The organism is Streptomyces sp. NPDC058880, assembly GCF_042742535.1.
In the GTDB taxonomy this organism is placed as follows: Bacteria; Actinomycetota; Actinomycetes; order Streptomycetales; family Streptomycetaceae; genus Streptomyces.
The window spans coordinates 1-23979 of record NZ_JBHYMC010000026.1; the positions used below are offsets into that span (position 1 = coordinate 1).

Consider the following 23979-nt stretch of genomic DNA (forward strand, 5'->3'; position numbering starts at 1 on the left):
CCCCGGTCGCATCCGACCGGGGCGGGCCCTCGCGCATGCCCAGGGGCGCTACTGCCGGGGGAGCGCCTTGCCCGTCGCCGCGTCCAGCACCTTCCGGTCGCCCAGCGGCTCCTTCAGGGTCACCGACAGGGACATCTCCTCCGCCAGCATGATGCAGGCCTGACCCGGCTTGTTCGGCGTGTCAGTGATCTTCACCATGACCGATCCGGCCTGCTCCCGCGCCTCCACGGCGTACGTGCTGCACACGCTGCCCCAGAAGTTCACCGTCAGCTTCCGGTCGGCCTCCCGGTACGAGAAGCCGGGCACGGTACGAGCGCCCGGCCCCGGCGTGTTCTCCTGCGCGGACGCCGGCTCGGCCACCGTGTGACCCGGCGCCCCGCCCCGCCCCGCCACCTCGAACAGCCAGGCCGGAACCAGCCCGCGTGCTCCGTCGACCGTCCCCGGAGCCAGCCCGAGCACCGCGCCCGTCACCGTCTCGGTCCGCGGCGGCTTCATCGGCCGGGGCTCCGGATTGCAGGGCACCGGCTCCGAGGCGCCCACCGGGGTGTCCGCCGCCAGCGGGACCGCACTCGCGCAGCCGCTGGGCTCCGGCGTGCCGCCGGAGCCGTTCGACCGCGCGTTCAGCCGGGCCAGCGCCTCCGCGGCCCCGACCACCTGCTGGTCGGCCGCCCGGACCGGCGCCGCCAGCTCGCCGCTGCCGCCCACCACCGTGCCGTCCGCGCCCACGCTCACCTGGGTGGACCAGCCCTGCGTGGGCAGGCCGCCGACCACCGGATCGGCCGTCACCACCCGGATCGCACCCTGGGTGAGCCGGGCGTCCAGCCGGGCCCCGTCCTGCCCCACGGCCTGCAGCACCGGAGCCGCGGCGGCCTTGGCGGCCTCCTCGGACACTGGTCGGCCGCTCGCGTCGGCACCGGCGTCCCGGGGGAGCGTGGCGGGGCCGCAGGTGTCCTTGCCGCGCACGCAGTCGTCCCCGGCGCCGTTGCCCGCGGCGTCGCCGCCCGCCTGGAAGCGGTTGAAATTCCAGGTGCCCGGTGCCGTACGGGCCACCGTCAACCGGGGCCCGGAGCCGTCGGCGGCCTCACCGGCCAGCCAGACGTCCCCCTCCAGCCGCGGGGCGCCCGTGAGGCCCAGGGCCGTCGCGAGCCGGGCCACATCGGCCTGCGCGACCTCCCCCGACACGCGGTAGGCGGGCGCCGCCGGCGGGGCCTCGGGCAGCTTCACATCGGTCCGGTAGACCACACCCCCGCCCGAAGGATCCGGCTCCCCGGGCGCGATGCCCGGACCCGAGGGGTCACCCGCGTCACGGGGTGCGGATGCCGCGCTGTCACCCGTCCGGCGGGCCGTTCCGTCCCCCTGGGCCGCGGACGCCCAGTAGGCGGTGCCGCCGCCCGCGAGCAGGACGGCGGCCGTGATCGAGCCGACGACCCAGGCGGGCCGCCGTCGTGTGCCGCTTGACGTGCCGGGTTCTTCGCTGGTCACCGCATCGCTCCTTCACTGGTCCCGCAGTGTCTGATGCGGGTGTGACGGAACGGGGGCGCAACCGGTTCCCTCCGGCTTCCGGGCGCCCTCCTACTGGTCCCCGTAGGCGGCGGTGGAGGCGATCAGCCGGGCCGAGGCGGCCGGAACCCTGACCCCGTGGATCTGCGAGGGAGCCACCCGGACCTGCCGGGGGCCCTCCTCGACGCCCCAGTGCGGGGCCATCCGGGCGCAGTCCCCCAGCAGGCGGGCGAAGCCGGGCCGTCCCGGGCCTTCCGCTCCGCGCCGGTCGGCGGTGTACTCGGAGCAGCCGTAACCGTCGGTATAGGTCATGAGGGCACCGTAGGCACCGGAGCTCTCGCGAAGAAAGACCTACTAAGGGGTAGTTTCTGGGGTTCGTCCTGGGGTTCGGCCGGGGGGCACTTACCGGGTAGTTTTGACTGTCCCTCGCCGTCCTCAGCAGGAGCGTCCACGCCGTGCGCATCGCAGTCACCGGCTCCATCGCCACCGACCACCTCATGACCTTCCCCGGCCGTTTCGCCGACCAGTTCGTCGCGGACCAGCTGCACACGGTCTCCCTCTCCTTCCTCGTCGACAACCTCGACGTCCGGCGGGGCGGTGTGGGCCCGAACATCTGCTTCGGCATGGGGCAGCTCGGCAGCCGCCCGATCCTGGTCGGAGCCGCCGGCTCCGACTTCGACGAGTACCGGGCCTGGCTCGACCGGCACGGCGTCGACACCCAGTCCGTCCGCATCTCCGAGGTGCTGCACACCGCGCGCTTCGTGTGCACCACGGACTCCGACCACAACCAGATCGGCTCCTTCTACACGGGCGCGATGAGCGAGGCCCGCCTGATCGAGCTGAAGTCCGTGGCCGACCGCGTGGGCGGCCTCGACCTCGTCCTCATCGGCGCAGACGACCCCGAGGCGATGCTGCGCCACACGGAGGAGTGCCGGACGCGGGGGATCCCCTTCGCCGCCGACTTCTCGCAGCAGATCGCCCGCATGGACGGCGACAACATCCGCACCCTGATGGAGGGCGCGACCTACCTCTTCTCCAACGAGTACGAGAAGGGCCTCATCGAGTCGAAGTCCGGCTGGACGGACGAGGAGATCCTCTCCAAGGTCGGCACCCGCGTGACCACGCTGGGCTCCAACGGCGTCAGGATCGAGCGGTCCGGCGAGGCCCCGATCGTCGTCGGCTGCCCCGAGGAGAACGCGAAGGTCGACCCGACCGGTGTCGGCGACGCCTTCCGCGCCGGGTTCCTGACGGGCCTGGGCTGGGGCGTCGGCCTGGAGCGCGCGGCGCAGCTCGGCTGCATGCTCGCGACCCTCGTCATCGAGACGCTGGGCACCCAGGAGTACACGCTCGCCCGTGCCCACTTCATGGAGCGCTTCACCAAGGCCTACGGCGAAGAGGCCGCGGCCGAGGTCCGCGCCCACCTGGCCTAGGCTCCGCCCGGCGGATCGCGGCCGGGGCCGGAGGCGGCGGGGTCGGATCCGGCCCCGCCGCGGCTGTGCCCCGCCGCGGCTGTGCCCCGCCGCGGCTACGCCCCGCGGCGGACCGTGTACGCGGAGCCGGCGGCACGGGGGCTCTCGCCCAGGTACGCGTGCCCGCGCATCGCGCACCACGCCGGGATGTCCAGCCGCGCCACCTCGTCGTCCGACAGGACGGTCACCGTGCCGCCCACCGGGACCCGGCCGATGGCCCGGGCCAGCTCGATCACCGGCTGCGGGCAGCGCAGCCCGAGCGCGTCCAGTTCGAGGGACTCCGCCTCCGGCACCACCGCGGGCGCCTCCGAGACCCCGAGCCGCTCCCGTACGCCCGCCACCGCACCCGGCAGCACCTCCAGGAAGGCGTTGACCTCGGCCGCCGGTGTCCCCGCCGGCAGGGACACCCGTACGTTCCCCTCCGACAGCACGCCCATCGCCCGCAGCACGTGACTGGGGGTCAGCGTGGAGCTCGTGCAGGAGGAGCCCGAGGAGACCGAGAAGCCCGCCCGGTCCAGCTCGTGCAGCAGCGCCTCCCCGTCGACGTACAGGCAGGAGAAGGTGACCAGGTGCGGCAGCCGCCGGTCCGCGTGGCCGACCACCTCCACGTCCGGGACGAGCCGCACCACCCGCCGCCGGATCCGATCCACCAGGATCCGCAGCCGGGCCGCCTCCGCGTCCGCCTCCGCTCGTACCGCCCGCAGGGAGGCCGCCGCCGCCACGATCGCGGGAAGGTTCACGAAGCCGGGGGAGCGCCCCGACTCCCTTTCGTCCGCGGGGCCGTGGGGTGCGAAGCGCACCCCCTTGCGGACCGCCAGCAGGCCCACCCCGGGCGGGCCGCCCCACTTGTGCGCACTCGCCGCCAGGACGGACCAGGCGCCCTCCACGGGCCCCCAGGCCAGCGACTGCGCCGCGTCCACCAGCAGCGGCACCCCCGCCGCCCCGCAGACCTCCGCCACCTCGGCCACCGGCTGGACCGTGCCCACCTCGTGGTTGGCGGACTGGAGGCAGGCGAGCGCCGTCGCCGGTGCCAGCGCCTGCGCGTACCCGGCGGGGGACACCGCGCCCCAGCGGTCCACGGGGACTTCGGTGACGTGCCCGCCGCGCGCCTCGTGCGCCGCCGCCGCATGCAGTACAGAACTGTGTTCGACCGCCGATACGACCAGATGGCCGCCGACGCGTCGGCGGCCGGCGAGGGCGCCGGCGATGCCCGAGTGAACCGCGTGCGTCCCCGAAGGAGTGAACACGAGCTCGTCGGCGCGGCATCCCACCGCCTCCGCGGCGGCCTCCCGCGCCGCGTCCAGCAGCAACCGCGCGCGCCTGCCCTCCCGGTACAGCCGGGCCGGATCGGCCCAGCCCTCGTCCAGGGAGGCCTGCAGCGCCTGCCGGGCCACGGGGTGCAGGGGAGCGGCGGACGCGCTGTCGAAGTACGGCATCCCGCCACGCTAGCGCCGGCCCCGGAGCGTTCGAGGTCAGGGGGCGTCAGATGGGCCCCGGAGCCCGTCATTCAGGGGCGTGTCCGCCGTCCCCCGTACGGCGGATCCATCCCTTCGGGGGCAGTAGCGGCGCGTTGGGCACCCTCCCCGCGCGACCCCAAATAGCGTCCAGTAGGGTTTGGTCCGCATAAACATCCAAACCCCTGCCTGCGTCAGGGCCGGCGACCGACCCGAACACGGCCGCGGCCGGCCGCGCGGGCCGAGACTCTCGGGAAGGCGCTACGTGAGTCCCTACGGCTCCGACCGCTCGCCGCGGCGCCCGATGCGGCGGAAGCTGCTGCAGGCGCTGACTGCGGGCGTGGTCCTGGCGACCGCCACTGGTTGCTCGTATACATGGAAAGACTTCCCCCGCCTCGGAATGCCGACTCCGGTAACCGAGGAGGCGCCGCGCATCCTCTCCCTGTGGCAGGGATCCTGGGCGGCCGCGCTCGTCACGGGCATCCTGGTGTGGGGCCTGATCATCTGGAGCGTCATCTTCCACCGGCGCAGCCGGACGAAGGTGGAGGTCCCCCCGCAGACCCGGTACAACATGCCCATCGAGGCGCTGTACACGGTCGTCCCGCTCATCATCGTCTCGGTGCTCTTCTACTTCACCGCGCGTGACGAGTCCAAGCTTCTCGCCCTCACCCCGAAGCCGGCGCACACGATCAACGTGATCGGCTTCCAGTGGAGCTGGGGCTTCAACTACATCGAGAACGTCGACGGCGACGCGGCTACCCCGAAGGCGGGTGCGGTTCCCAAGGAGCTCGCCTCCATTCCGGACCGCTTCACCAAGGACTTCCCGGCGGGCGCCGAGGGCGTCTACGAGAAGGGCGTCCCGAGCGACCGCAACCCGCAGACGGGCAACCCGGGTCCGACCCTGGTCCTCCCCAAGGGTGAGAAGGTCCGCTTCATCCTGTCGTCCAACGACGTCATCCACTCCTTCTGGGTGGTCCCCTTCCTGTTCAAGCAGGACGTCATCCCGGGCCACACCAACGTCTTCGAGGTCGTCCCGAGCCAAGAGGGCACCTTCATGGGCAAGTGCGCCGAGCTCTGCGGCGTCGACCACTCCCGGATGCTCTTCAACGTCAAGGTGGTCTCGCCCGAGAAGTACCAGGAGTACCTGAAGGACCTGGCGGAGAAGGGTCAGACCGGCTTCCTCCCTGCCGGCATCCAGCAGACCGACCCGGCCCGGAATGCGGAAGTGAACAAACTGTGAGCATCCTCAACGAATCCCAGGGTGCCGCCGCAGCTGACTCGTACGAGAACGAGCTGCCGGTGCGGCGCAAGCAGCCGGGCAACGTGGTCGTGAAGTGGCTCACCACCACCGACCACAAGACCATCGGCACGATGTACCTGGTCACCTCGTTCGTGTTCTTCATCATCGGCGGTCTCCTGGCGCTCTTCATGCGCGCCGAGCTGGCCCGTCCGGGTACGCAGATCATGTCGAACGAGCAGTTCAACCAGGCGTTCACCATGCATGGCACGATCATGCTGCTGATGTTCGCCACCCCGCTGTTCGCGGGCTTCGCCAACTGGATCATGCCGCTGCAGATCGGCGCGCCCGACGTGGCGTTCCCGCGGCTGAACATGTTCGCGTACTGGCTGTACCTCTTCGGCTCGACCATCGCGGTGGCCGGCTTCGTGACGCCGAACGGCGCCGCCGACTTCGGCTGGTTCGCCTACTCCCCGCTGTCGGACGCGGTCCGGTCGCCGGGCATCGGCGCCGACATGTGGATCATGGGTCTGGCCTTCTCCGGCTTCGGTACGATCCTCGGCTCGGTCAACTTCATCACCACGATCATCTGCATGCGCGCTCCGGGCATGACGATGTTCCGCATGCCGATCTTCACCTGGAACGTGCTGCTGACCGGTGTCCTGGTCCTGCTCGCCTTCCCGGTCCTGGCCGCCGCGCTCTTCGCGCTGGAGTCCGACCGCAAGTTCGGCTCGCACGTGTTCGACAGCGCCAACGGTGGCGCACTGCTCTGGCAACACCTTTTCTGGTTCTTCGGACATCCAGAGGTGTACATCATCGCGCTGCCGTTCTTCGGCATCGTCTCGGAGATCATTCCGGTCTTCTCGCGCAAGCCGATGTTCGGTTACATCGGCCTGATCGCCGCGACGATCGCGATCGCCGGCCTCTCGGTGACCGTGTGGGCGCACCACATGTACGTCACCGGCGGTGTGCTGCTGCCCTTCTTCTCCTTTATGACCTTCCTGATCGCGGTACCGACCGGTGTGAAGTTCTTCAACTGGATCGGCACCATGTGGAAGGGCTCACTGTCCTTCGAGACCCCGATGCTCTGGACGATCGGCTTCCTGGTCACCTTCACCTTCGGTGGTCTGACCGGCGTCATCCTGGCCTCGCCGCCGATGGACTTCCACGTCTCCGACTCGTACTTCGTCGTCGCCCACTTCCACTACGTCGTCTTCGGCACCGTGGTGTTCGCGATGTTCGCCGGCTTCCACTTCTGGTGGCCGAAGTTCACCGGCAAGATGCTGGACGAGCGCCTCGGCAAGATCACCTTCTGGACGCTGTTCATCGGCTTCCACGGCACCTTCCTGGTCCAGCACTGGCTGGGTGCGGAGGGCATGCCGCGCCGCTACGCCGACTACCTGGCGGCCGACGGCTTCACCACGCTGAACACGATCTCCACGATCAGCTCCTTCGTGCTCGGCCTGTCGATGCTGCCGTTCATCTACAACGTGTGGAAGACGGCCAAGTACGGCAAGAAGATCGAGGTCGACGACCCGTGGGGCTACGGCCGTTCGCTTGAGTGGGCGACCTCCTGCCCGCCGCCGCGGCACAACTTCCTCACGCTGCCGCGCATCCGTAGCGAGTCGCCCGCCTTCGACCTCCACCACCCGGAGATCGCGGCGCTCGACCACCTTGAGGACCACGGCGCCAAGGCGGCCGTCACCGGTGGCAAGGAGGCCGGCAAGTGAAGATCCAGGGCAAGATGTTCCTCTGGCTCTCCTTCTTCATCCTGATCATGGCCGTCGTGTACGGCGTGTGGTCGAAGGAGCCCGTCGGTACCACTGCGCTCTTCCTGGCCTTCGGCCTGAGCGTCATGATCGGCTACTACCTGGCCTTCACGGCCAAGCGCGTCGACGAGATGGCCCAGGACAACCTGGAGGCCGACGTCGCCGACGAGGCCGGCGAGCTGGGGTTCTTCTCCCCGCACAGCTGGCAGCCGCTCTCGCTCGGTATCGGTGGCGCGCTCGCCTTCCTGGGCGTCGTCTTCGGCTGGTGGCTCATGTACTTCTCGGCCCCGATCATCCTGATCGGCCTGTGGGGCTGGGTGTACGAGTACTACCGCGGTGAGAACGCCAACCAGTAGGCGCGAGAAGCAGCATGCGCGCGGCCCGGCCGCGCACCACGTGGGGCCCGGACACCTCTTCGGAGGAGTCCGGGCCCCTCGTTTGCAGTCACCCCGCGCGCCGTAATTGTCATATCTTCATAGCGTTGGGTCCATGAAGCACTCACCGCGTCTTTGGACGGTACTCAGCTGCTCCCTGCTGGTCGCGTCCCTCGGGGCCGGCGCCACCGCATGCGGGTCCGGCGACAACCCGCTGTCAGCCCGCCCGGTCGACGCGGGCGAGCAGGTCGCCTTCAACCAGACGGCGGGCAGCCGGCCCGTCGACCCCAACCGGCCCCTCGAAATCACCGCCAAGGCCAAGGGCAGCCGGATCACCGACGTCACGGTCGTGGACACCCACGGCCGCCGCCTGGCGGGCGAACTCAGCGCCACGGGGGACCGGTGGCACAGCACCGTCCCCATGGCCGCAGGTGTGCGCTACACCGTCACCGTGAGCACGGAGGACGAGAGGGGTGCCCCGGGCCAGCGCACGATGGCCTTCGACACCACCCCGTCCAAGGGAGTCCTCAAGGTCGAGTTCGGCCCGGAGGAGGGCAAGTACGGCGTCGGCCAGCCCCTCACCGCCGAACTCAACGAGCCCGTCAAGGACAAGGCGGCCCGCGCCGTCGTGGAACGCGGCCTGGTCGTCGATGCCCCTCCCGGGGTGGAGGGCGCCTGGCACTGGGTCGACGACAAGCACCTGCACTACCGCCCGAAGGACTACTGGCCCGCCAACACCGCCGTCTCCGTACGGAGCAACCTGGAGGGCATCAGGATCACCGACGAGCTCCACGGGGCCGCCGCCAAGCCGCTGAAGCTGGAGATCGGCGACCGGGTCGAGGTCACCACCGACGCCGCCGCCCACTGGCTGACGTTCAAGCGCAACGGAGAAGTGATCAATTCCATTCCGGTCACCACCGGCAAGCCCGGGTTCTCCACCCGCAACGGCATCAAGGTGGTGCTGGGGAAGCAGTACTACGTACAGATGCGCGGGGACACCGTCGGCATCGGCGGCAGCGAGTACTACAACCTGCCCGTCTACTACGCCACCCGCGTCACCTGGAGTGGTGAATACGTGCACGCCGCGCCCTGGTCCATCGGCTCTCACGGCTACGCCAACGTCAGCCACGGCTGCACCGGCATGAGCACGGGCAACGCCGCCTGGTTCTACGAGAACATCACCGAGGGCGACATCGTCCAGGTGATCAACAGCATCGGCGACGACATGGACATCTTCGGCAACGGATTCGGCGACTGGAACATGGACTGGAAGGACTGGCGCGAGGGCAGCGCCCTCCTCAAGGGCACCCAGGAAGGCCGCAGCACCATCGACCAGGCCCGCCTGCGGCCCACGGTCTGAGGATCCGGCCCGGTCCCCCTCCGGGGCGCCGCCGGCCGGCCGGTGAGGGCGCACGCGTCCGGAGAACCGCTTGGTGCCCGGCGGTTCCCGGCGCGTGCGCCCTCACTCCCCGTCGTACGTGCCGCTCGGGATCACCCGCCCGTGCGACGGGCGGCGCCCCGGATTGACGGCCGGTCCCCGGGGCCCGTCCGGCCGATCCGCCGGCCGGGCCCTAGGCGTCCAGGGACAGTCGGGAACGCAGCAGGCCCGCCAGCGCGTCCGCGAACTCCACCGGGTCCACCGGAAGGGTCACCGCGGCGTCCGCGCGGCTCCATGTGGCCAGCCAGGCGTCCTGGGGGCGCCCCATCAGCAACAGCACCGGCGGACACCGGAAGATCTCGTCCTTGATCTGCCGGCACACACCCATGCCCCCGGCCGGGACCGCCTCGCCGTCCAGCACGCACACGTCGATCCCGCCCGCGTCCAGCTCCGTCAGGACCGCCGGCAGCGTCGCGCACTCCAGGAACTCCACCGGTGGCAGATCAGCGGCGGGACGGCGGCCCGCCGCCAGTCTCACCTGCTCCCGGGTGCCCGCGTCGTCGCTGTAGACCAGAACCCGCGCAGTCGCCCGCATTTCGATCCTCCACGTGTCCCATGAATCACGTTGATGTTGCGCGGGATGCTACTCCTCCCACCGCCGTGTCAGCATCGGTTCGGACAGGTGCACGAGAGTGCGCGGGGCCGTCATCTGATGGGCCGTTCGGGCCTTGCACACGCCCCTGACACTCCGAACGGCACCCCCCGGGGTGAGGGCGGGATAAGCGACCGACATAATGTCGGTCGTGGCGACAGCAACGACAGTAGATACCGGGCACGCGCACCCGACGGTCAACCGGCCGAACCTCGTCAGCGTCGGAACCATCATCTGGTTGAGTTCCGAGCTGATGTTCTTCGCGGCCCTCTTCGCGATGTACTTCACCCTGCGATCCGTGACGGGTCCCGAGTACTGGACAGAGCAGGCCTCGGCCTTGAATCTGCCCTTCTCGGCGACGAACACGACGATCCTGGTGCTTTCCTCCCTCACCTGCCAGCTCGGCGTGTTCGCCGCCGAGCGCGGTGACGTGAAGAAGCTCCGGACGTGGTTCATCATCACGTTCGTCATGGGTGCGATCTTCATTGGCGGCCAGGTGTTCGAGTACACCGAGCTGGTCAAGCACGAGGGCATGAGCCTCTCGTCCGGTCCGTACGGCTCGGTGTTCTACCTGACCACCGGCTTCCACGGTCTGCACGTGACGGGCGGCCTCATCGCCTTCCTGCTGGTCCTCGGCCGGACGTACGCGGCCAAGAGGTTCACCCACGAACAGGCCACGTCGGCCATCGTCGTGTCCTACTACTGGCACTTCGTCGATGTCGTCTGGATCGGCCTCTTCGCCACGATCTACCTGATCAAGTAGCGAACACGTCACCGGGCCCGACCCGGCACTCCATCCAGACACACCGACGCAGAAGATCCTGACACCGGGGTAATCCGTGAAAAAGCTCTCCGCACGACGACGCCATCCGCTGGCGGCGGTCGTCGTTCTACTCCTCGCGCTGGCGGCCACTGGGGGGCTGTACGCCGCCTTTGCTCCCGCGGGCAAGGCGCAGGCCGATGAAACCGCCCAGTCCCTCGCCATCGAGGAGGGCAAGAAGCTCTACGCCGTGGGTTGCGCAAGCTGCCACGGAACCGGCGGTCAGGGTTCCTCTGACGGCCCGAGCCTGGTCGGCGTCGGCTCCGCGGCCGTCGACTTCCAGGTGAGCACGGGCCGCATGCCCGCCCAGCAGCCCGGCGCCCAGGTGCCGAAGAAGCCGGTCATCTACACCCAGGCGCAGATCGACCAGCTGGCCGCGTACATCGCCTCCCTCGGTGCCGGCCCGATCACGCCGACCGAGAAGCAGTACGACCCGGCGGACGCCGACATCGCCAAGGGCGGTGAGCTGTTCCGCAACAACTGCGCGCAGTGCCACAACTTCACCGGCGAGGGCGGCGCGCTGACGAACGGCAAGTACGCCCCCAACCTTGAGGACGTCACGCCGAAGCACATCTACGAGGCCATGCAGACCGGCCCGCAGAACATGCCCTCCTTCCCTGACAGCACCATGCCGGAGCAGCAGAAGAAGGACATCATCGCGTACCTCCAGAACGTCAACGGCGAGAAGTCGACGAACCCCGGCGGCCTCAAGCTCGGCGGGCTCGGCCCGGTCTCCGAGGGCCTGTTCGGCTGGGTCTTCGGACTGGGTGCGCTGATCGCTGTCGCCGTCTGGGTCGCGGCCCACACCGCTAAGGCCAAGAAGTCATGAGTAGCCAAGAGATTCCCGAAGACAAGCACCTGCCGAGCGAGCAGGGCGACGCGCACCACGGTGGCGTAGCGGTCGCGGACGACCCGTTCGCCGACCCGGGCCTGCCGGTCCACAAGCCGCGCATCCAGGACATCGACGAGCGGGCGGCGAAGCGTTCCGAGCGCACGGTCGCGATGCTGTTCACGGTGTCGATGCTGGCCACGGTCGCCTTCATCGCCTCCTACGTGATCCTCCCGGTCGACAAGATCGTGTACATCTTCCCCATCGGGAAGGTGAGCGCGCTCAACTTCGCGCTGGGCGTCACCCTGGGCATCGCGCTGTTCTGCATCGGCGCCGGTGCCGTGCACTGGGCCCGCACCCTGATGTCCGACGTGGAGGTCGCCGACGACCGCCACGAGATCTCCGCCGCGCCGGAGGTCAGGGCCAAGGTCATGCAGGACTTCGCCGACGGCGCGAACGAGTCCGGCATCGGCCGGCGGCCGCTGATCCGCAACACCATGCTGGGCGCGCTGGCTCTGGTCCCGCTCTCCGGTGTGATGCTGCTGCGCGACCTGGGCCCGCTGCCCGAGGAGAAGCTGCGCAAGACGGTCTGGGCGAAGGGCAAGCTGCTCATCAACCAGAACACGATGGAGCCGCTGCGTCCCGAGGACGTCCTGGTCGGTTCGCTCACCTTCGCCAAGCCCGAGGGCCTGGAGGAGGACGCGCACGACTACATGACCCAGATCGCCAAGGCGGCCCTGATGATCGTCCGGCTCAAGCCGGAGGACATCAAGGACAAGCAGGAGCTGGAGTGGTCCCACGAGGGCATCGTGGCCTACTCGAAGATCTGCACCCACGTCGGCTGCCCGATCAGCCTGTACGAGCAGCAGACGCACCACGTGCTCTGCCCGTGCCACCAGTCCACCTTCGACCTCTCCGACGGCGCCCGTGTCATCTTCGGCCCGGCCGGTCACGCGCTTCCGCAGCTGCGGATCGGTGTGAATGACGAAGGCTTCCTCGAAGCGCTCGGCGACTTCGAAGAGCCCGTCGGTCCTGCATTCTGGGAGCGCGGATGAGTACTGCGACCACTGACGCACAGGCGCGCAAAGCGCCCGCCGGCGAGCGCGTGGCTGACTGGGCGGACGGCCGCCTGGGCATCTACAGCCTGGCCAAGGCGAACATGCGCAAGATCTTCCCGGACCACTGGTCCTTCATGCTGGGTGAGATCGCGCTCTACAGCTTCATCATCATCATCCTCACGGGTGTGTACCTGACGCTGTTCTTCCACCCGAGCATGAACGAGGTCGTGTACCACGGCTCGTACGTGCCGATGCAGGGTGTGCGGATGTCCGAGGCGTTCGCCTCGACGCTGGACATCAGCTTCGACGTCCGCGGTGGTCTGCTCATCCGGCAGATCCACCACTGGGCGGCCCTGATCTTCGTCGCGGCGATGATGGTGCACATGATGCGCGTCTTCTTCACCGGCGCGTTCCGCAAGCCGCGCGAGATCAACTGGCTGTTCGGCTTCCTGCTGCTGGTCCTCGGCATGTTCACCGGCTTCACCGGCTACTCCCTGCCGGACGACCTGCTCTCGGGCACCGGTGTCCGCTTCATGCAGGGCGCGATCCTGTCCGTGCCGGTCGTGGGCACGTACCTGTCGATGTTCCTGTTCGGCGGCGAGTTCCCCGGGCACGACTTCGTGGCCAGGTTCTACTCGATCCACATCCTGCTGCTGCCGGGCATCATGATGGGCCTGCTGGTGGCCCACCTGATCCTGGTCTTCTACCACAAGCACACCCAGTTCGCGGGTCCCGGCAAGACGAACAAGAACGTCGTCGGCATGCCGCTGCTCCCGGTGTACATGGCGAAGGCGGGCGGCTTCTTCTTCCTGGTCTTCGGCATCATCGCGGCCATCGCGGGCATCGCCTCGATCAACCCGATCTGGGCGCTCGGACCCTACGTCCCGGACCACGTGTCCACGGGCGCGCAGCCGGACTGGTACATGGGCTTCTCCGAGGGCCTCATCCGTGCCATGCCGGGCTGGGAGATCAACCTCTGGGGTCACACGCTGGTCCTCGGCGTGTTCATCCCGCTGATGATCTTCCCGATGGTCCTGGCGACGATCGCCGTGTACCCCTTCGTCGAGTCCTGGGTCACCGGAGACAAGCGCGAGCACCACATCCTGGACCGCCCGCGCAACGTCCCGACCCGCACCGCCTTCGGTGTGGCCTGGCTGACCTGGTACGTCGTCCTGCTGATCGCCGGTGGAAACGACATGTTCGCGCAGTTCTTCCACCTGTCGATCAACTCGATCACCTGGTTCGCGCGGATCGGCTTCTTCGTCTGCCCGGTCCTCGCCTTCATCGTCACCAAGCGGATCTGCCTCGGCCTCCAGCGCCGGGACCGGGACAAGGTGCTGCACGGTCGCGAGACCGGCATCATCAAGCGCCTGCCGCACGGTGAGTTCGTCGAGGTCCACGAGCCGCTTTCGCAGGGCAAGCTGCACACCCTCACCGCGCACGAGCAGTACAAGCCGCTCGAAATCGGCCCGACGGTCGACGAGAACGGCGTCGAGCGCAAGGTGAAGGCCACCGAGAAGCTGCGCGCGAAGCTCAGCAAGGGCTTCTACGCCGAGGGCAACCAGATCCCGAAGCCCACGGTGGAGGAGTACAAGGAGATCCAGTCCGGCCACGGCCACCACTGATCCCCCGCACCACCGCATGAGGGACTGATTTCGGTCAGTCCTGGTGTCGCCACGGCGAGAGCCCCGTCCAGTGTCTGGACGGGGCTCTTTGCCGTAACCGGGGCTGGATAGGCTGATCTCCTTCCCAATCGACGGGGACCCCTACCAGCAGCAGGAGCTGACCATGAACGTTGTGACCCCGGCAGGCGGCGACAGCGTGGCGGCCCGTGGCTGGCCGGGCGTCCTCGACGCCCTGCTGACCGGCCGGGACCTGCGCGCGGACGACACGGCCTGGGCCATGGACCGGATCATGCGGGGGGAGGCCACCGATGCCCAGATCGCCGGTTTCGTGGTCGCCCTGCGTGCCAAGGGGGAGACGGTCGCCGAGATCAACGGCCTCGTGCGGGCCATGTACGAGCACGCCAACCTCATCGAGGTGCCCGGCCCCAGCGTCGACATCGTCGGCACCGGCGGCGACGGGGCCAAGACGGTGAACATCTCCACGATGTCGGCGGTCGTCGTGGCCGGGACCGGCGCCAAGGTCGTCAAACACGGCAACCGGGCCGCGTCCTCCGCGAGCGGCTCCTCGGACGTCCTGGAGAAGCTCGGCGTCAACCTCGACCTGAGCACCGCCCGGGTCGTCGAGGTCGCCGAGGAGGCCGGCATCACCTTCTGCTTCGCGGTGAAGTTCCACCCGGCCCTGCGCCACGTCGCCGGTGCCCGCCGGGAACTGGGCATCCGCACCACCTTCAACATCCTCGGCCCGCTCACCAACCCGGCCCGCGTCCGGTCCCAGGCCACCGGCGTGGCGGACCCCCGGATGGCGCCCATCGTCGCGGGCGTGCTCGCCGAACGCGGCTCCTCGGCGCTGGTCTTCCGCGGCGACGACGGCCTGGACGAACTGACCACCACGGCGACCTCCCGCGTCTGGTGGGTCCGCGGCGGGGAGGTCGCCGAGCAGTCCTTCGACCCGCGTGACGTCGGCATCCCCCTGGTGGACGTCTCGGCCCTGGCCGGCGGGGACCCCTCGTACAACGCGGACGTGGCCCGTCGCCTGCTGGCCGGCGAGACCGGACCGGTCCGCGACGCCGTGCTGTTGAACTCGGCGGCCGCCCTGGTGGCCCTCGACCCCGGCACGGGCAGCCTGGAGGAGCAGATCGCGGCCGGCATCACCCGCGCGGCCGAGTCGATCGACTCCGGTGCCGCCAGGGCCGCGCTGGAGCGCTGGGTGACGGCCAGCAACGCCTGACCGCGGCGCCCGTTTCCGGCCGGACCCCGGTCCGCGATGTGGACCGGGGTCTGGCGGCCGGCCGATCATGTGGCAGGATGCAGACCAGGTCACGAGTGACAGCGTGTAGGCCCCGGCTTGCTGTCCGGCAACCCTCCTTCCGTGGCGGGGTGCCCCGGGTGATGACCAGGTCGTAGGCAGCAAGGCCTACGGCAAGCGCGGATCCCTCGACACCAGGGGTCCTGGTCTTTCGAGGAGCGTTTTCCGTGAGCAAGCGAATGCGATAGGGCGACCGACGCCCCTTCTTCACCCTCGGACCAGGGTCACTTCCGTGCGCCCTCCTCTCGTCCCGGGGATCTTCCCGTACCCACGTGCGTACGGGCACACCGAAGCCATTCAGCCCTGCCTGCCGGGAGATACCGCCATGTCCGCATCCCTGAACACCGCCACTGCCACCGCCACCACCGTCGCCACCGCCCAGGACCCCGCCTGTGCCGAGCCGCTCGCCGTCCTCGGCCGAGACGTCACCGTCCCGCTCGTCACCGGCGGCGAGGTCACCTACGCGGCCCTCGACTACGCCGCCAGCGCCCCCGCCCTCCAGCGGGTCTGGGACGACGTGGCCGCCTACGCCCCCTACTACGGCAGCGTCCACCGCGGCGCCGGATACCTCTCGCAGCTGTCCACCGACCTCTTCGAGCAGAGCCGCGCCACGGTCGCCGAGTTCCTCGACTGCCGCCCCGGCGACCAGGTCGTCTTCACCCGCTCCACCACCGACTCCCTGAACCTGCTCGCCGCGGCGCTCCCGGCCGACTGCCAGGTCTTCGTCTTCGAGACCGAGCACCACGCCTCGCTCCTGCCGTGGACGAACGCGCAGGTCACCTACCTCAACGCGCCGCGCACCCCGGCCGAGGCCGTCGCCACCCTGGAGCGGGCGCTCGCCGACCGCGAGCCCTACGGCCCGGCGCTCGTGTGCGTCACCGGCGCCTCCAACGTCACCGGCGAGCTGTGGCCGGTGAAGGAACTCGCCGCCGCCGCGCACGCCCACGGCGCGCGGATCGTGCTGGACGCCGCCCAGCTGGCCCCGCACCACCCCGTCTCCGTGCGGGACCTCGACGTCGACTGGGTCGCCTTCTCCGGCCACAAGCTCTACGCGCCCTTCGGCTCGGGCGTCCTCGCCGGCCGCGCCGACTGGCTCCAGGAGGCCGATCCGTACCTGGCCGGCGGCGGGGCCTCCCGCAAGGTCTCCCGCCGTGAGGACGGCGGCGTGGACGTCGAGTGGCACACCACGGCGGCCCGCCACGAGGCCGGCTCCCCGAACGTCATCGGCGTCTACTCCATCGCCTCGGCCTGCCGGGCCCTGAGCGAGGCCGGGTTCGAGACCCTGGTGGCCCGCGAGCAGCGGCTGGTGGCCCGGGTCCGCGAGGGTCTGGCGGAGGTTCCGGCGGTCCGGGTCCTGTCCCTCTTCGGCGATGACGCCCCGCGCGTCGGCGTCATCTCCTTCGTGGTGGACGGCTGGAACAGCTCCCACTTCGCCGCCGCGCTCTCCGCCGAGTACGGGATCGGCGTCCGAGACGGCCTGTTCTGCGCCCACCCGCTGGTACGGACCTTGCTGGGCAGCGAGCCGCAGGCCCCGGGCGAGTGCGGGGCCCCCGAGGCCGCTCCGGGCGAGCGCTCCCTGAACGCGATCCGCGTCAGCTTCGGCGCCGGCACCCCGGACGAGCACGTGGAGCGCTTCGTCCGGGCGGTCAAGGAGCTTGTCGAGGACGGCGCGAAGTGGCAGTACCGCACGGAGGAGGGCCGCTGCGTCCCCGTGGGCTGACGGCTTTCCGCGGGGGCTGCGCCGCAGGAGCGCGGGTCGGTGCCCCGCGCGAGGAGACGCCCCGGCGGCGGCGCCGCTCCCCGGACCGGACCGACACCGCCCCGCCGAGCCGCCCGCAGGGCAACCCGCACCCATTGAGCCTCGCCGGCGATGGAGGCGCGGGTCCGGGCAGCGCCCGGGATGTGGACGGCCGAAGCCGGCGCTACGCGTCCAGGCCGATCGCGAACGCCGCCTCCAGGTCGTGCTGCGAGTACGTGCGGAACGCCACGTGCGTGTCGGTGGCCTCGACGCCCGGGATCTTGCTGATGCGGCCGGGGATGATGTCGGCCAGGTTCTCGTGGCGGTTCACGCGGACCAGCGCGATCAGGTCGTACGTCCCGGTGACGGAGTAGACCTCGCTGACGTTGTCGAGGGCGGCGATGGACTCGGCGATCTCGGGGATGCGGTCCACGCTGGTCTTGATGAGCACGATCGCGGTGATCACGGCTGGCTGTCTCCCTCGGTGGCCGTCGCTGGTCGCCTCACTCTAGTCGTACCCCGATACCGGGCCCATGCGTAGAGGAAGCCGAGCGAGAACCCCACCAGATGGGCCAGATAGGCGACTCCCGGCCCGCTCTCCGCGCGGTGCGCCGCCACCCACTGCAGGGCGAACCAGAACAGCAGCACGATCCACGCCGGGAACCGCAGGGGCAGGAAGAACAGGAACGGGAACAGGCTCGTCACCCGCGCCCTCGGCAGCAGGTACAGGAACGCCCCCAGGACGGCCGAGATCGCCCCCGAAGCACCCACCAGTGTCTGCGCGGACTCCGCGTTGGCCGCCGCGTACGCCGCCAGTGCCAGGTAGCCCGTGCAGAGGTAGAAGACGAGGAACGCCGGGCGGCCCATTCGCTCCTCGGCCATCGCGCCGAAGACGAAGAGGAAGAGCATGTTGCCCAGCAGGTGCAGCCAGCTGCCGTGGACGAAGAGCGCGGTCAGCGGGGTCAGCCAGGCACGGGGGGTGTCCGTGAAGAGCTCGTCCGGGACCACGCCCCAGCGCCGGAAGTACTCGGCGCCCGCGACCAGTAGTTCGTCGCCGGTGCCGTAGACCGGATTGAGCCCCGAGGCCGGGCTCAGGACGAACACCACGCCGCAGCCCGCGATCAGCGCGTGGGTGACCACCGGTCCCCGGACAGCCTCGCGCACAGTCCGCCACCTTACGATCATGTGACAGAGCATGACGCAACGCACCCCACCTGAAGCGCTGCCAGGCCGTAGGGTTACGAGCTGCGGTACGCAGGCCGACGCGGACGGCCGAACGGGCCGCTTTAATTGAATCAGCTACGAAGGAGCGAGCAGCCCGATGACGGTTCCCCTGCCGACCGACACCACGCGGTGGCGCTGCACCCTGTGCGGCAACCTCACGCGCTTCGATGTCACCCGCTCGTCGAAGGTCGTCGAGTACGTCCACCTGGACCTCGCCGGGGAGCCCAAGGTCGAGGAGCGCGAGGTGGTCAATGAGACCATCGAGTCGGTCCGCTGCCGCTGGTGCAACGCGGTGGACCAGATCGAGCTTGTGGACAGGCCGGGCGCGGACTCCTGACGGAGCCCCGTCCGCAGGTAGACCATCACGGTAGGGGTGACGGATTGTGGAGCCAGCAAGCGGCGCCGGGTCGGCCGACGCGGCCGACGACGCCGCGGAGGCGCTCGACCGCCCGCTTCCGGAAGGCGTGCGGCGCCGGGTCGTCGCGCTCGTCTCGGACGCCTTCGGCGCGCTGACCGTCGCGGACCTGCCGGCGCAGTTGCGCCAGTACGCCCGCTTCACCCCGACCCGGCGGGCCAAGTTCGCGGGCAACGCCATGGCCGCGGCGGTCGAGACCGATCCGGTGTTCCGCGGCAGGGTCGCCGAGAAGCTGCGCGAGGCCCAGGCGGACCTGGCCGGTGCGCTGGAGTCCGGCGCACCGCCGGCGGCCGCGGACCCGCTGGACGTGGCGGCGGCCGCCTTCGTCCTGCGGCCCGCCGGATGGGTCAAGCTGGTGGCCGCCGCGGGTGAGGAGGCGCAGCGCGCCGACGCCGAGCGGGTCGGCGAGGAGACCCGGCGCGAGCTGGAGCGCCTGCGCGAGGAGCTGGAGCAGGTACGGGAGCTGCAGCGCACGGGCGGCGAGCAGGTGCGGGGCGAGCTGGAGGCCGCGCGAAAGGAAGCGGAATCGCTTCAGCGGCGGCTGCGCAGCGCCCTCAGTGACGTCAAGCGCGGCGAGGCGGCCCTGCGCAAGGCGACCGCCGAGATCGACGGGATCCGCGGGGAGGCGGCGGCCAGGGTGGCGGCGGCCGAGAGTGAGAACCGTCGGCTCAAGTCCCGCCTGGCGGAGGTGGAGACGGCGCTGGAGACCTCGCGCCGGGCCACCCGCGAGGGGCGCAGCATCGAGGACATGCGGCTGCGACTGCTGCTGGACACCGTGCTGGACGCGGCGCAGGGGCTGCGCCGCGAGCTGGCGCTGCCGCCGGTGAACACCCGCCCGGCCGACACGGTGGACGCGGTGGAGCCGGGCCGGATGACGCCGAAGGACATCGCGGCGCGGGCCCTGTCGGAGACCGATCCGGCGCTGCTGGACCAGCTGTTGGCGCTGCCCCAGGCCCACTTGGTGGTCGACGGCTACAACGTGACCAAGACCGGCTATCCGACGATGCCGCTGGAGAAGCAGCGACTGCGGCTGCTGGGCGGGCTGTCGATGCTGGCCGCGCAGACGGGCGCGGAGATGACCTGTGTCTTCGACGGCGCGGAGCTGGCGGCTCCGGTGCTGCTCGCTCCGCCGCGCGGTGTGCGGGTGCTGTTCTCCAAGGCCGGGGTGACCGCCGACGAGCTGATCCGGCAGTTGGTGCGGGCGGAGCCGGCCGGCCGGCCGGTGGTCGTGGTCTCCACGGACCGGGAGGTCGCCGACGGGGTGGCCAAGGCCGGGGCGCGGCCCGTAACGTCCGCTTTGCTGCTGAAGCGGCTTTCGCGCGTTTCGTAACTCTCAGCCTGAATGCCGGAATTGGCGCCTCCTGTGGGGGACGCACCGTCAAGTGCTCGGCACGGAGCGTGCGCTGAAAGTAAAGAACCTGGTCGGGGCCCGAGTTTTTTCCCGGCAGGATTTGAACTGATCACAGCTGGGTCACTAGGGTCTGCTCAAACCTTCGTGCGGTAGATCACTCATTCGGAGTGGCGGCGGAGGTGCTGCCGAGTTGCGTTCTTCGGCGGCTCTAGGAAGAAGGAGCTCGCCTTCGTGGCGTCCCACCGTCGACCCAAGCAGCCGACCCGCGCTCGTGTGACCGTGCTCACCTCGGTCGCGGCCGCGGCCGTCGCGCTCACCGCGCAGAGTGCCTCCGCCGCCCCGGCGAAGCCGAGCAAGGACGAGGTCAAGAGCCAGGTCGACGCCCTCTACGAAGAGGCGGAGCAGGCCACCGAGAAGTTCAACGGGGCCAAGGAGCGCCAGGCGACCCTGGAGAAGGAGATCGGGCAGATCCAGGACCAGGTCGCGCGCGGCCAGAGCGAGCTCAACGACTTGCGCAGCGCGCTCGGTTCGATGGCGAGTGCCCAGTACCGCAGCGGCGGCATCGACCCCTCCCTCGCCCTGCTCCTCTCCGAGGACCCCGACGGCTACCTCGACAAGGCCGCCACCCTGGAGCACCTGAGCGGCAAGCAGGTCGAAGCGGTCCAGAAGATCCAGGCGAAGCAGCGCACCCTCGCGCAGCAGCGCCAGGAGGCATCCGGCAAGCTCGCCGACCTCGACGCCACCCGCAAGGAGCTGGCCGAGAAGAAGAAGGTCTCGTCCGAGAAGCTGGCCGCCGCCCAGGCCATCCTCAACACCCTTACGGCGCAGGAGCGCGCCGCGCTCAAGGACGAGGAGTCGCGCGCCAGCCGCGCCGACGGCCAGCGCGTCGACCTCGGCAACGTCAGTGCCTCCGGTCGTGCCGGAGCCGCCCTGGCGGCCGCCAAGACCAAGCTCGGCAGCGCGTACATATCGGGCCACGAGGGCCCCAACTCCTTCGACTGCTCCGGGCTGACCCAGTGGGCGTACAAGCAGGCCGGCGTCAGCATCAGCCGCGTCACCTACACCCAGGCCAACGACGGCACGCGCATCAGCCGCAGCCAGCTCCAGCCCGGTGACCTGGTCTTCTTCTACGGGGACCTGCACCACGTCGGCCTGTACGCCGGCAACAACATGACGCTGCACGCCTCGAACCCGCGCGGCGGCGTCAAGTACGAGTCGATGGACAACATGCCGTTCCAGTTCGGCGTCCGCATCTGACGCGCCGCACACCGCCCATCCGGGCGAATTCCGCGGCCCCGCTCTGACCCACGCCCCGCCAGTGACCTGCGTCTCCGGCGGGGCGTCGGCGTGTGTGCCCTCCGGCGGTCGTTGGTCGGTGCGTGGTCGCACGGCTACTGTCTGCCAGCGCGGAACCCGGCACACGGCCGTCCACGGGGGGCGGCCCCGGGCCCCGCTCAGCGGAAGGGAGCGGGTGCACGTGGCGTCCCATCGTCGGCCCGGGTTCGGCGGCCTCGACCGGAACCCGAAGGTCACCGTCCTCACCGCCGCCGCGGCGACCGCCGCGGTCGCCATGGCCGCCGCACCCGCGAGCGCGGCCCCGGGCCTCCCGCACGAGCCCGGCGGCGGCACCAGGTCCGGCGTCAGCGCCCAAGTGGACCGGCTCTTCGAGGAGGCCGAGCAGGCTACCGAGCACTTCAACGAGGCGGGCGAGAAGGCCGACAGGCTCCGCGCCGAGGTCAACCGGGCCCAGGACGCCGTCGCCCGCGGCCAGCAACGCATCAACACCTTGCGCGGCGTCCTCGGCACCTTCGCAGGCGCCCAGTACCGCAGCGGCGGCATCGACCCCGCCGTCGGGCTGATGCTCGCCGAGGACCCCGACGCCTACCTGGAACAGGCCGCGGCCCTGGACCGGCTGACCGAGCGCCAGGCCCGGCAGCTCCACGAACTGCGCCAGGAACAGCGCCGGCTCGGGCAGGTGCGGGCGGAGGCCTCCCACAAACTCGCCGAACTCGACGCCCTGCGCTCCGACGTCGCCCGCCACAAGCGCTCCGTCACCGCGAAGCTCGCCGCGGCCCAGCGGCTGCTCAACTCCATGCCGTCCGAGGAGCGGGCCGACTTCGAGCGCTCCTCGCGCTCCGGCGGGCGCCACGAAACGCTGCCGGATTTGGGCCCCGCCGGCGGCGGAGGCCCCTCCTCCGGCCGCGCCGCGGCTGCCGTGATGGCTGCCCGGGCCGCCGTCGGCCGCCCGTACGTGTGGGGCTCCACCGGCCCCTCCGGCTTCGACTGCTCCGGGCTGATGGTCTGGTCCTACCGGCAGGCGGGCGTCTCGCTGCCGCGGACCTCGCAGGCCCAGCGGCACGCGGGGCGGCAGGTGCCGCTCTCGCAGGCCCGCCCGGGCGACCTCGTGACGTACCGGTCCGACGCCAGCCACGTCGGCATGTACGTCGGCAATGGCCAGGTGGTCCACGCCCCCTATCCCGGGGCGCGGGTGCGCTACGACCCGGTCGGGATGATGCCGGTGTCGGCGGTGACCCGCCCCTGACCCCGCGGGCGGCGGACCGCCCCCCGCCGCCCTTCCGTCCGCCGCCCTCCCCTCCCCGCCGTCCGGGGCGGCCTGCGTACGATCGGCGGATGCTCCCCGTCCGCCGCCCGCCGCGCCTCCTGCCGCTCGTGCTGCTCCTGCTGTGCGCGCTGCCGGTCGCCTGCGGCCCGCGGCCGGCCGGGACCGCCGACACCGCCGGCCGGGACGTCCGCCGGGCCGTCGCCGACTGGTCCCGGTCGGTGCCCGAGCGGCTCGCCGGGATTCCGCTGGCCGACTGGTCGTACACGGTCTCCGCGGTGCGGCGCGACGGCGACCGGGCCGTCGCCACGGCCCGGCTGCGCTACCGGCTGGCCGGTCACGACACCGCCCCCGAGGAGTCGGCGCGCGAGGTGGAGCTGGCCCGGGAGGGCGGCACCTGGCGGGTGAGCGCCGACCGGCCCGCGCCGGGCGCCCTGCCGCAGCTGTGGGACCAGGGCCCGGTCTCGGTGGCCGCCGGCACCTACTCCCTGGTGCTCGGCGGAGCCGGCCAGGGCGCCGGGACGCTGCGGGAGGTCGCCGCCGAGGCCGACCGGGCGGTGCCCGCCGCGCGTGCCGCCTGGCCCGGTCCGTGGCCGGGGCGGGTGGTCGTCCTGGTCCCCGGCTCCCTCGACGCGATGGCGCGGCTGCTGGGCCGGCCCGCCGACACCTACCGGGGGCTGGGCGCCGTCACCACCGGCCGGGCGGGCCCGGGCCCGGGCCCCGCGGACCGGGTCGTGCTCAATCCGGAGGGGTACGCCGGGCTGGGTGCGGAGGGCCGGCGGATCATCCTGACCCACGAGGTCACGCACGTGGCCACGCGCGCCGCTACCTCCGCCACCACCCCCCAGTGGCTCTCCGAGGGCTTCGCGGACTGGGCGGCGTACCGGGGTGCCTCCACGCCCCCCGCGCAGGCCGCCCCGGCGCTCGCCCGGGCGGTGCGGCGCGGCGAACTGCCGGGGGACCTGCCCCGGACGGAGGACTTCGCCTTCGGCGGCGACCCGGAGGCGGCCGCGCGGGCCTACGAGGGGGCGTGGCTGGCCTGCCGGCTGATCGCGGCCGAATGGGGCGAGGAGGCCCTGGTGGACCTGTACGGGCGGGCGGGCCGCGAACCGCTGGAGACCGCGCTGCCGACCGCCCTCGGGGTGGACGGGGCGGAGCTGTCGAAGGCCTGGCGGGAGTTCCTTCGCGAGGAACTGCGCTGAGCGGGTACTGTCGGCAGG

Annotated in this window: 22 protein-coding genes and 1 riboswitch; of the genes, 16 read left to right on the top strand and 6 right to left on the bottom strand. The window is 70.9% G+C overall.

Translation table 11 applies throughout. From position 1 onward, the window contains the following. Positions 1-48: 48 nt before the first annotated feature. Complete coding sequence (locus ACFW2G_RS17130; RefSeq protein WP_384581182.1) at positions 49-1482, bottom strand: hypothetical protein; 1434 nt, start codon at positions 1480-1482, stop codon at positions 49-51. Positions 1483-1572: 90 nt separating this feature from the next. After that, entirely contained in the window at positions 1573-1812 is a 240-nt protein-coding gene (locus ACFW2G_RS17135; RefSeq protein ID WP_037927046.1) for a hypothetical protein, read from the bottom strand. Between the two features lie 143 nt (positions 1813-1955). Between ACFW2G_RS17135 and ACFW2G_RS17140 the strand changes: the two genes are divergently transcribed. Beyond that, entirely contained in the window at positions 1956-2930 is a 975-nt protein-coding gene (locus ACFW2G_RS17140; RefSeq protein ID WP_037927043.1) for a carbohydrate kinase family protein, read from the top strand. A gap of 95 nt (positions 2931-3025) precedes the next feature. On the opposite strand, the gene ACFW2G_RS17145 is transcribed toward ACFW2G_RS17140, so the two are convergent. Further along, positions 3026-4405, bottom strand: a complete 1380-nt coding sequence (locus ACFW2G_RS17145) for a cysteine desulfurase/sulfurtransferase TusA family protein (RefSeq protein ID WP_384581180.1) — start codon at positions 4403-4405, stop codon at positions 3026-3028. Between the two features lie 283 nt (positions 4406-4688). Between ACFW2G_RS17145 and coxB the strand changes: the two genes are divergently transcribed. The 4 genes from coxB to ACFW2G_RS17165 all read left to right on the top strand — a co-directional run bounded on the left by coxB (position 4689) and on the right by ACFW2G_RS17165 (position 9163). After that, positions 4689-5663: a cytochrome c oxidase subunit II gene (gene coxB, locus ACFW2G_RS17150; RefSeq protein WP_037927036.1), complete on the top strand. Its 975-nt coding sequence runs from the start codon at positions 4689-4691 to the stop codon at positions 5661-5663. Further along, complete coding sequence (ctaD, locus tag ACFW2G_RS17155; RefSeq protein ID WP_030961596.1) at positions 5660-7390, top strand: cytochrome c oxidase subunit I; 1731 nt, start codon at positions 5660-5662, stop codon at positions 7388-7390. Before coxB ends, ctaD begins: the two co-directional genes overlap by 4 nt. Continuing rightward, positions 7387-7785, top strand: a complete 399-nt coding sequence (locus ACFW2G_RS17160) for a cytochrome c oxidase subunit 4 (protein ID WP_037927033.1) — start codon at positions 7387-7389, stop codon at positions 7783-7785. The genes ctaD and ACFW2G_RS17160 overlap by 4 nt, the downstream gene beginning before the upstream one ends. Before the next feature lie 133 nt (positions 7786-7918). Then, positions 7919-9163: an Ig-like domain-containing protein gene (locus tag ACFW2G_RS17165; protein WP_384450249.1), complete on the top strand. Its 1245-nt coding sequence runs from the start codon at positions 7919-7921 to the stop codon at positions 9161-9163. A gap of 211 nt (positions 9164-9374) precedes the next feature. Here ACFW2G_RS17165 and ACFW2G_RS17170 read toward each other — a convergent pair whose 3' ends face one another. Beyond that, positions 9375-9776, bottom strand: a complete 402-nt coding sequence (locus ACFW2G_RS17170; RefSeq protein WP_037927028.1) for a hypothetical protein — start codon at positions 9774-9776, stop codon at positions 9375-9377. A 199-nt stretch (positions 9777-9975) separates the two neighbouring features. Here ACFW2G_RS17170 and ACFW2G_RS17175 point away from each other — a divergent pair, with 199 nt between their 5' ends. The 6 genes from ACFW2G_RS17175 to ACFW2G_RS17200 all read left to right on the top strand — a co-directional run bounded on the left by ACFW2G_RS17175 (position 9976) and on the right by ACFW2G_RS17200 (position 17191). Further along, positions 9976-10596 (top strand): heme-copper oxidase subunit III, encoded by a 621-nt coding sequence (locus ACFW2G_RS17175; RefSeq protein ID WP_030036314.1) that lies wholly within the window; start codon positions 9976-9978, stop codon positions 10594-10596. Between the two features lie 76 nt (positions 10597-10672). Continuing rightward, positions 10673-11482, top strand: coding sequence for a c-type cytochrome (locus ACFW2G_RS17180; protein ID WP_037927024.1), 810 nt, complete (start codon positions 10673-10675; stop codon positions 11480-11482). Then, entirely contained in the window at positions 11479-12537 is a 1059-nt protein-coding gene (locus ACFW2G_RS17185) for a ubiquinol-cytochrome c reductase iron-sulfur subunit (protein ID WP_037927021.1), read from the top strand. The genes ACFW2G_RS17180 and ACFW2G_RS17185 overlap by 4 nt, the downstream gene beginning before the upstream one ends. Continuing rightward, complete coding sequence (locus ACFW2G_RS17190) at positions 12534-14165, top strand: cytochrome bc complex cytochrome b subunit (protein ID WP_037927018.1); 1632 nt, start codon at positions 12534-12536, stop codon at positions 14163-14165. Before ACFW2G_RS17185 ends, ACFW2G_RS17190 begins: the two co-directional genes overlap by 4 nt. 163 nt (positions 14166-14328) lie before the next feature. Beyond that, a complete protein-coding gene (gene trpD, locus ACFW2G_RS17195; RefSeq protein ID WP_037927015.1) occupies positions 14329-15393 on the top strand; it encodes an anthranilate phosphoribosyltransferase in 1065 nt (354 codons plus the stop codon). 87 nt (positions 15394-15480) lie between these two features. Continuing rightward, positions 15481-15597: riboswitch (SAM riboswitch) on the top strand. Positions 15598-15796: 199 nt separating this feature from the next. Beyond that, positions 15797-17191: an aminotransferase class V-fold PLP-dependent enzyme gene (locus tag ACFW2G_RS17200; protein WP_384450242.1), complete on the top strand. Its 1395-nt coding sequence runs from the start codon at positions 15797-15799 to the stop codon at positions 17189-17191. A 202-nt stretch (positions 17192-17393) separates the two neighbouring features. On the opposite strand, the gene ACFW2G_RS17205 is transcribed toward ACFW2G_RS17200, so the two are convergent. Next, positions 17394-17675 carry an Lrp/AsnC family transcriptional regulator gene (locus ACFW2G_RS17205; protein WP_030850086.1) on the bottom strand — a complete coding sequence of 94 codons (282 nt, stop codon included), beginning with the start codon at positions 17673-17675 and terminating at the stop codon, positions 17394-17396. Beyond that, positions 17672-18406 (bottom strand): rhomboid family intramembrane serine protease, encoded by a 735-nt coding sequence (locus ACFW2G_RS17210; protein WP_037927014.1) that lies wholly within the window; start codon positions 18404-18406, stop codon positions 17672-17674. Before ACFW2G_RS17210 ends, ACFW2G_RS17205 begins: the two co-directional genes overlap by 4 nt. A gap of 124 nt (positions 18407-18530) precedes the next feature. Here ACFW2G_RS17210 and ACFW2G_RS17215 point away from each other — a divergent pair, with 124 nt between their 5' ends. The 5 genes from ACFW2G_RS17215 (at position 18531) to ACFW2G_RS17235 (ending at position 23961) form a co-directional block, all read left to right on the top strand. After that, positions 18531-18770: a hypothetical protein gene (locus tag ACFW2G_RS17215; RefSeq protein ID WP_008738811.1), complete on the top strand. Its 240-nt coding sequence runs from the start codon at positions 18531-18533 to the stop codon at positions 18768-18770. 43 nt (positions 18771-18813) lie between these two features. Beyond that, positions 18814-20178, top strand: a complete 1365-nt coding sequence (locus ACFW2G_RS17220) for an NYN domain-containing protein (protein ID WP_037927011.1) — start codon at positions 18814-18816, stop codon at positions 20176-20178. 252 nt (positions 20179-20430) lie between these two features. Continuing rightward, the gene (locus ACFW2G_RS17225; RefSeq protein WP_037927009.1) at positions 20431-21456 is read left to right on the top strand and encodes an NlpC/P60 family protein; all 1026 of its coding nucleotides are present in this window, start codon (positions 20431-20433) and stop codon (positions 21454-21456) included. 220 nt (positions 21457-21676) lie between these two features. Beyond that, positions 21677-22741, top strand: coding sequence for an NlpC/P60 family protein (locus ACFW2G_RS17230; RefSeq protein ID WP_384450237.1), 1065 nt, complete (start codon positions 21677-21679; stop codon positions 22739-22741). An 89-nt stretch (positions 22742-22830) separates the two neighbouring features. Beyond that, positions 22831-23961: a hypothetical protein gene (locus ACFW2G_RS17235; RefSeq protein WP_384581178.1), complete on the top strand. Its 1131-nt coding sequence runs from the start codon at positions 22831-22833 to the stop codon at positions 23959-23961. Positions 23962-23979: the final 18 nt, after the last annotated feature.

Coding starts and splice junctions, on each gene's coding strand:
- ACFW2G_RS17145 (WP_384581180.1), bottom strand. CDS start 4,405: ATGCCGTACTTCGACAGCGCGTCCGCCGCTCCCCTGCACCCCGTGGCC.
- trpD (WP_037927015.1), top strand. CDS start 14,329: ATGAACGTTGTGACCCCGGCAGGCGGCGACAGCGTGGCGGCCCGTGGC.
- ACFW2G_RS17190 (WP_037927018.1), top strand. CDS start 12,534: ATGAGTACTGCGACCACTGACGCACAGGCGCGCAAAGCGCCCGCCGGC.
- ACFW2G_RS17175 (WP_030036314.1), top strand. CDS start 9,976: ATGTCGGTCGTGGCGACAGCAACGACAGTAGATACCGGGCACGCGCAC.
- ACFW2G_RS17165 (WP_384450249.1), top strand. CDS start 7,919: ATGAAGCACTCACCGCGTCTTTGGACGGTACTCAGCTGCTCCCTGCTG.
- ACFW2G_RS17185 (WP_037927021.1), top strand. CDS start 11,479: ATGAGTAGCCAAGAGATTCCCGAAGACAAGCACCTGCCGAGCGAGCAG.
- ACFW2G_RS17215 (WP_008738811.1), top strand. CDS start 18,531: ATGACGGTTCCCCTGCCGACCGACACCACGCGGTGGCGCTGCACCCTG.
- ACFW2G_RS17170 (WP_037927028.1), bottom strand. CDS start 9,776: ATGCGGGCGACTGCGCGGGTTCTGGTCTACAGCGACGACGCGGGCACC.
- ACFW2G_RS17200 (WP_384450242.1), top strand. CDS start 15,797: ATGTCCGCATCCCTGAACACCGCCACTGCCACCGCCACCACCGTCGCC.
- ACFW2G_RS17135 (WP_037927046.1), bottom strand. CDS start 1,812: ATGACCTATACCGACGGTTACGGCTGCTCCGAGTACACCGCCGACCGG.
- ACFW2G_RS17210 (WP_037927014.1), bottom strand. CDS start 18,406: ATGCTCTGTCACATGATCGTAAGGTGGCGGACTGTGCGCGAGGCTGTC.
- ACFW2G_RS17235 (WP_384581178.1), top strand. CDS start 22,831: ATGCTCCCCGTCCGCCGCCCGCCGCGCCTCCTGCCGCTCGTGCTGCTC.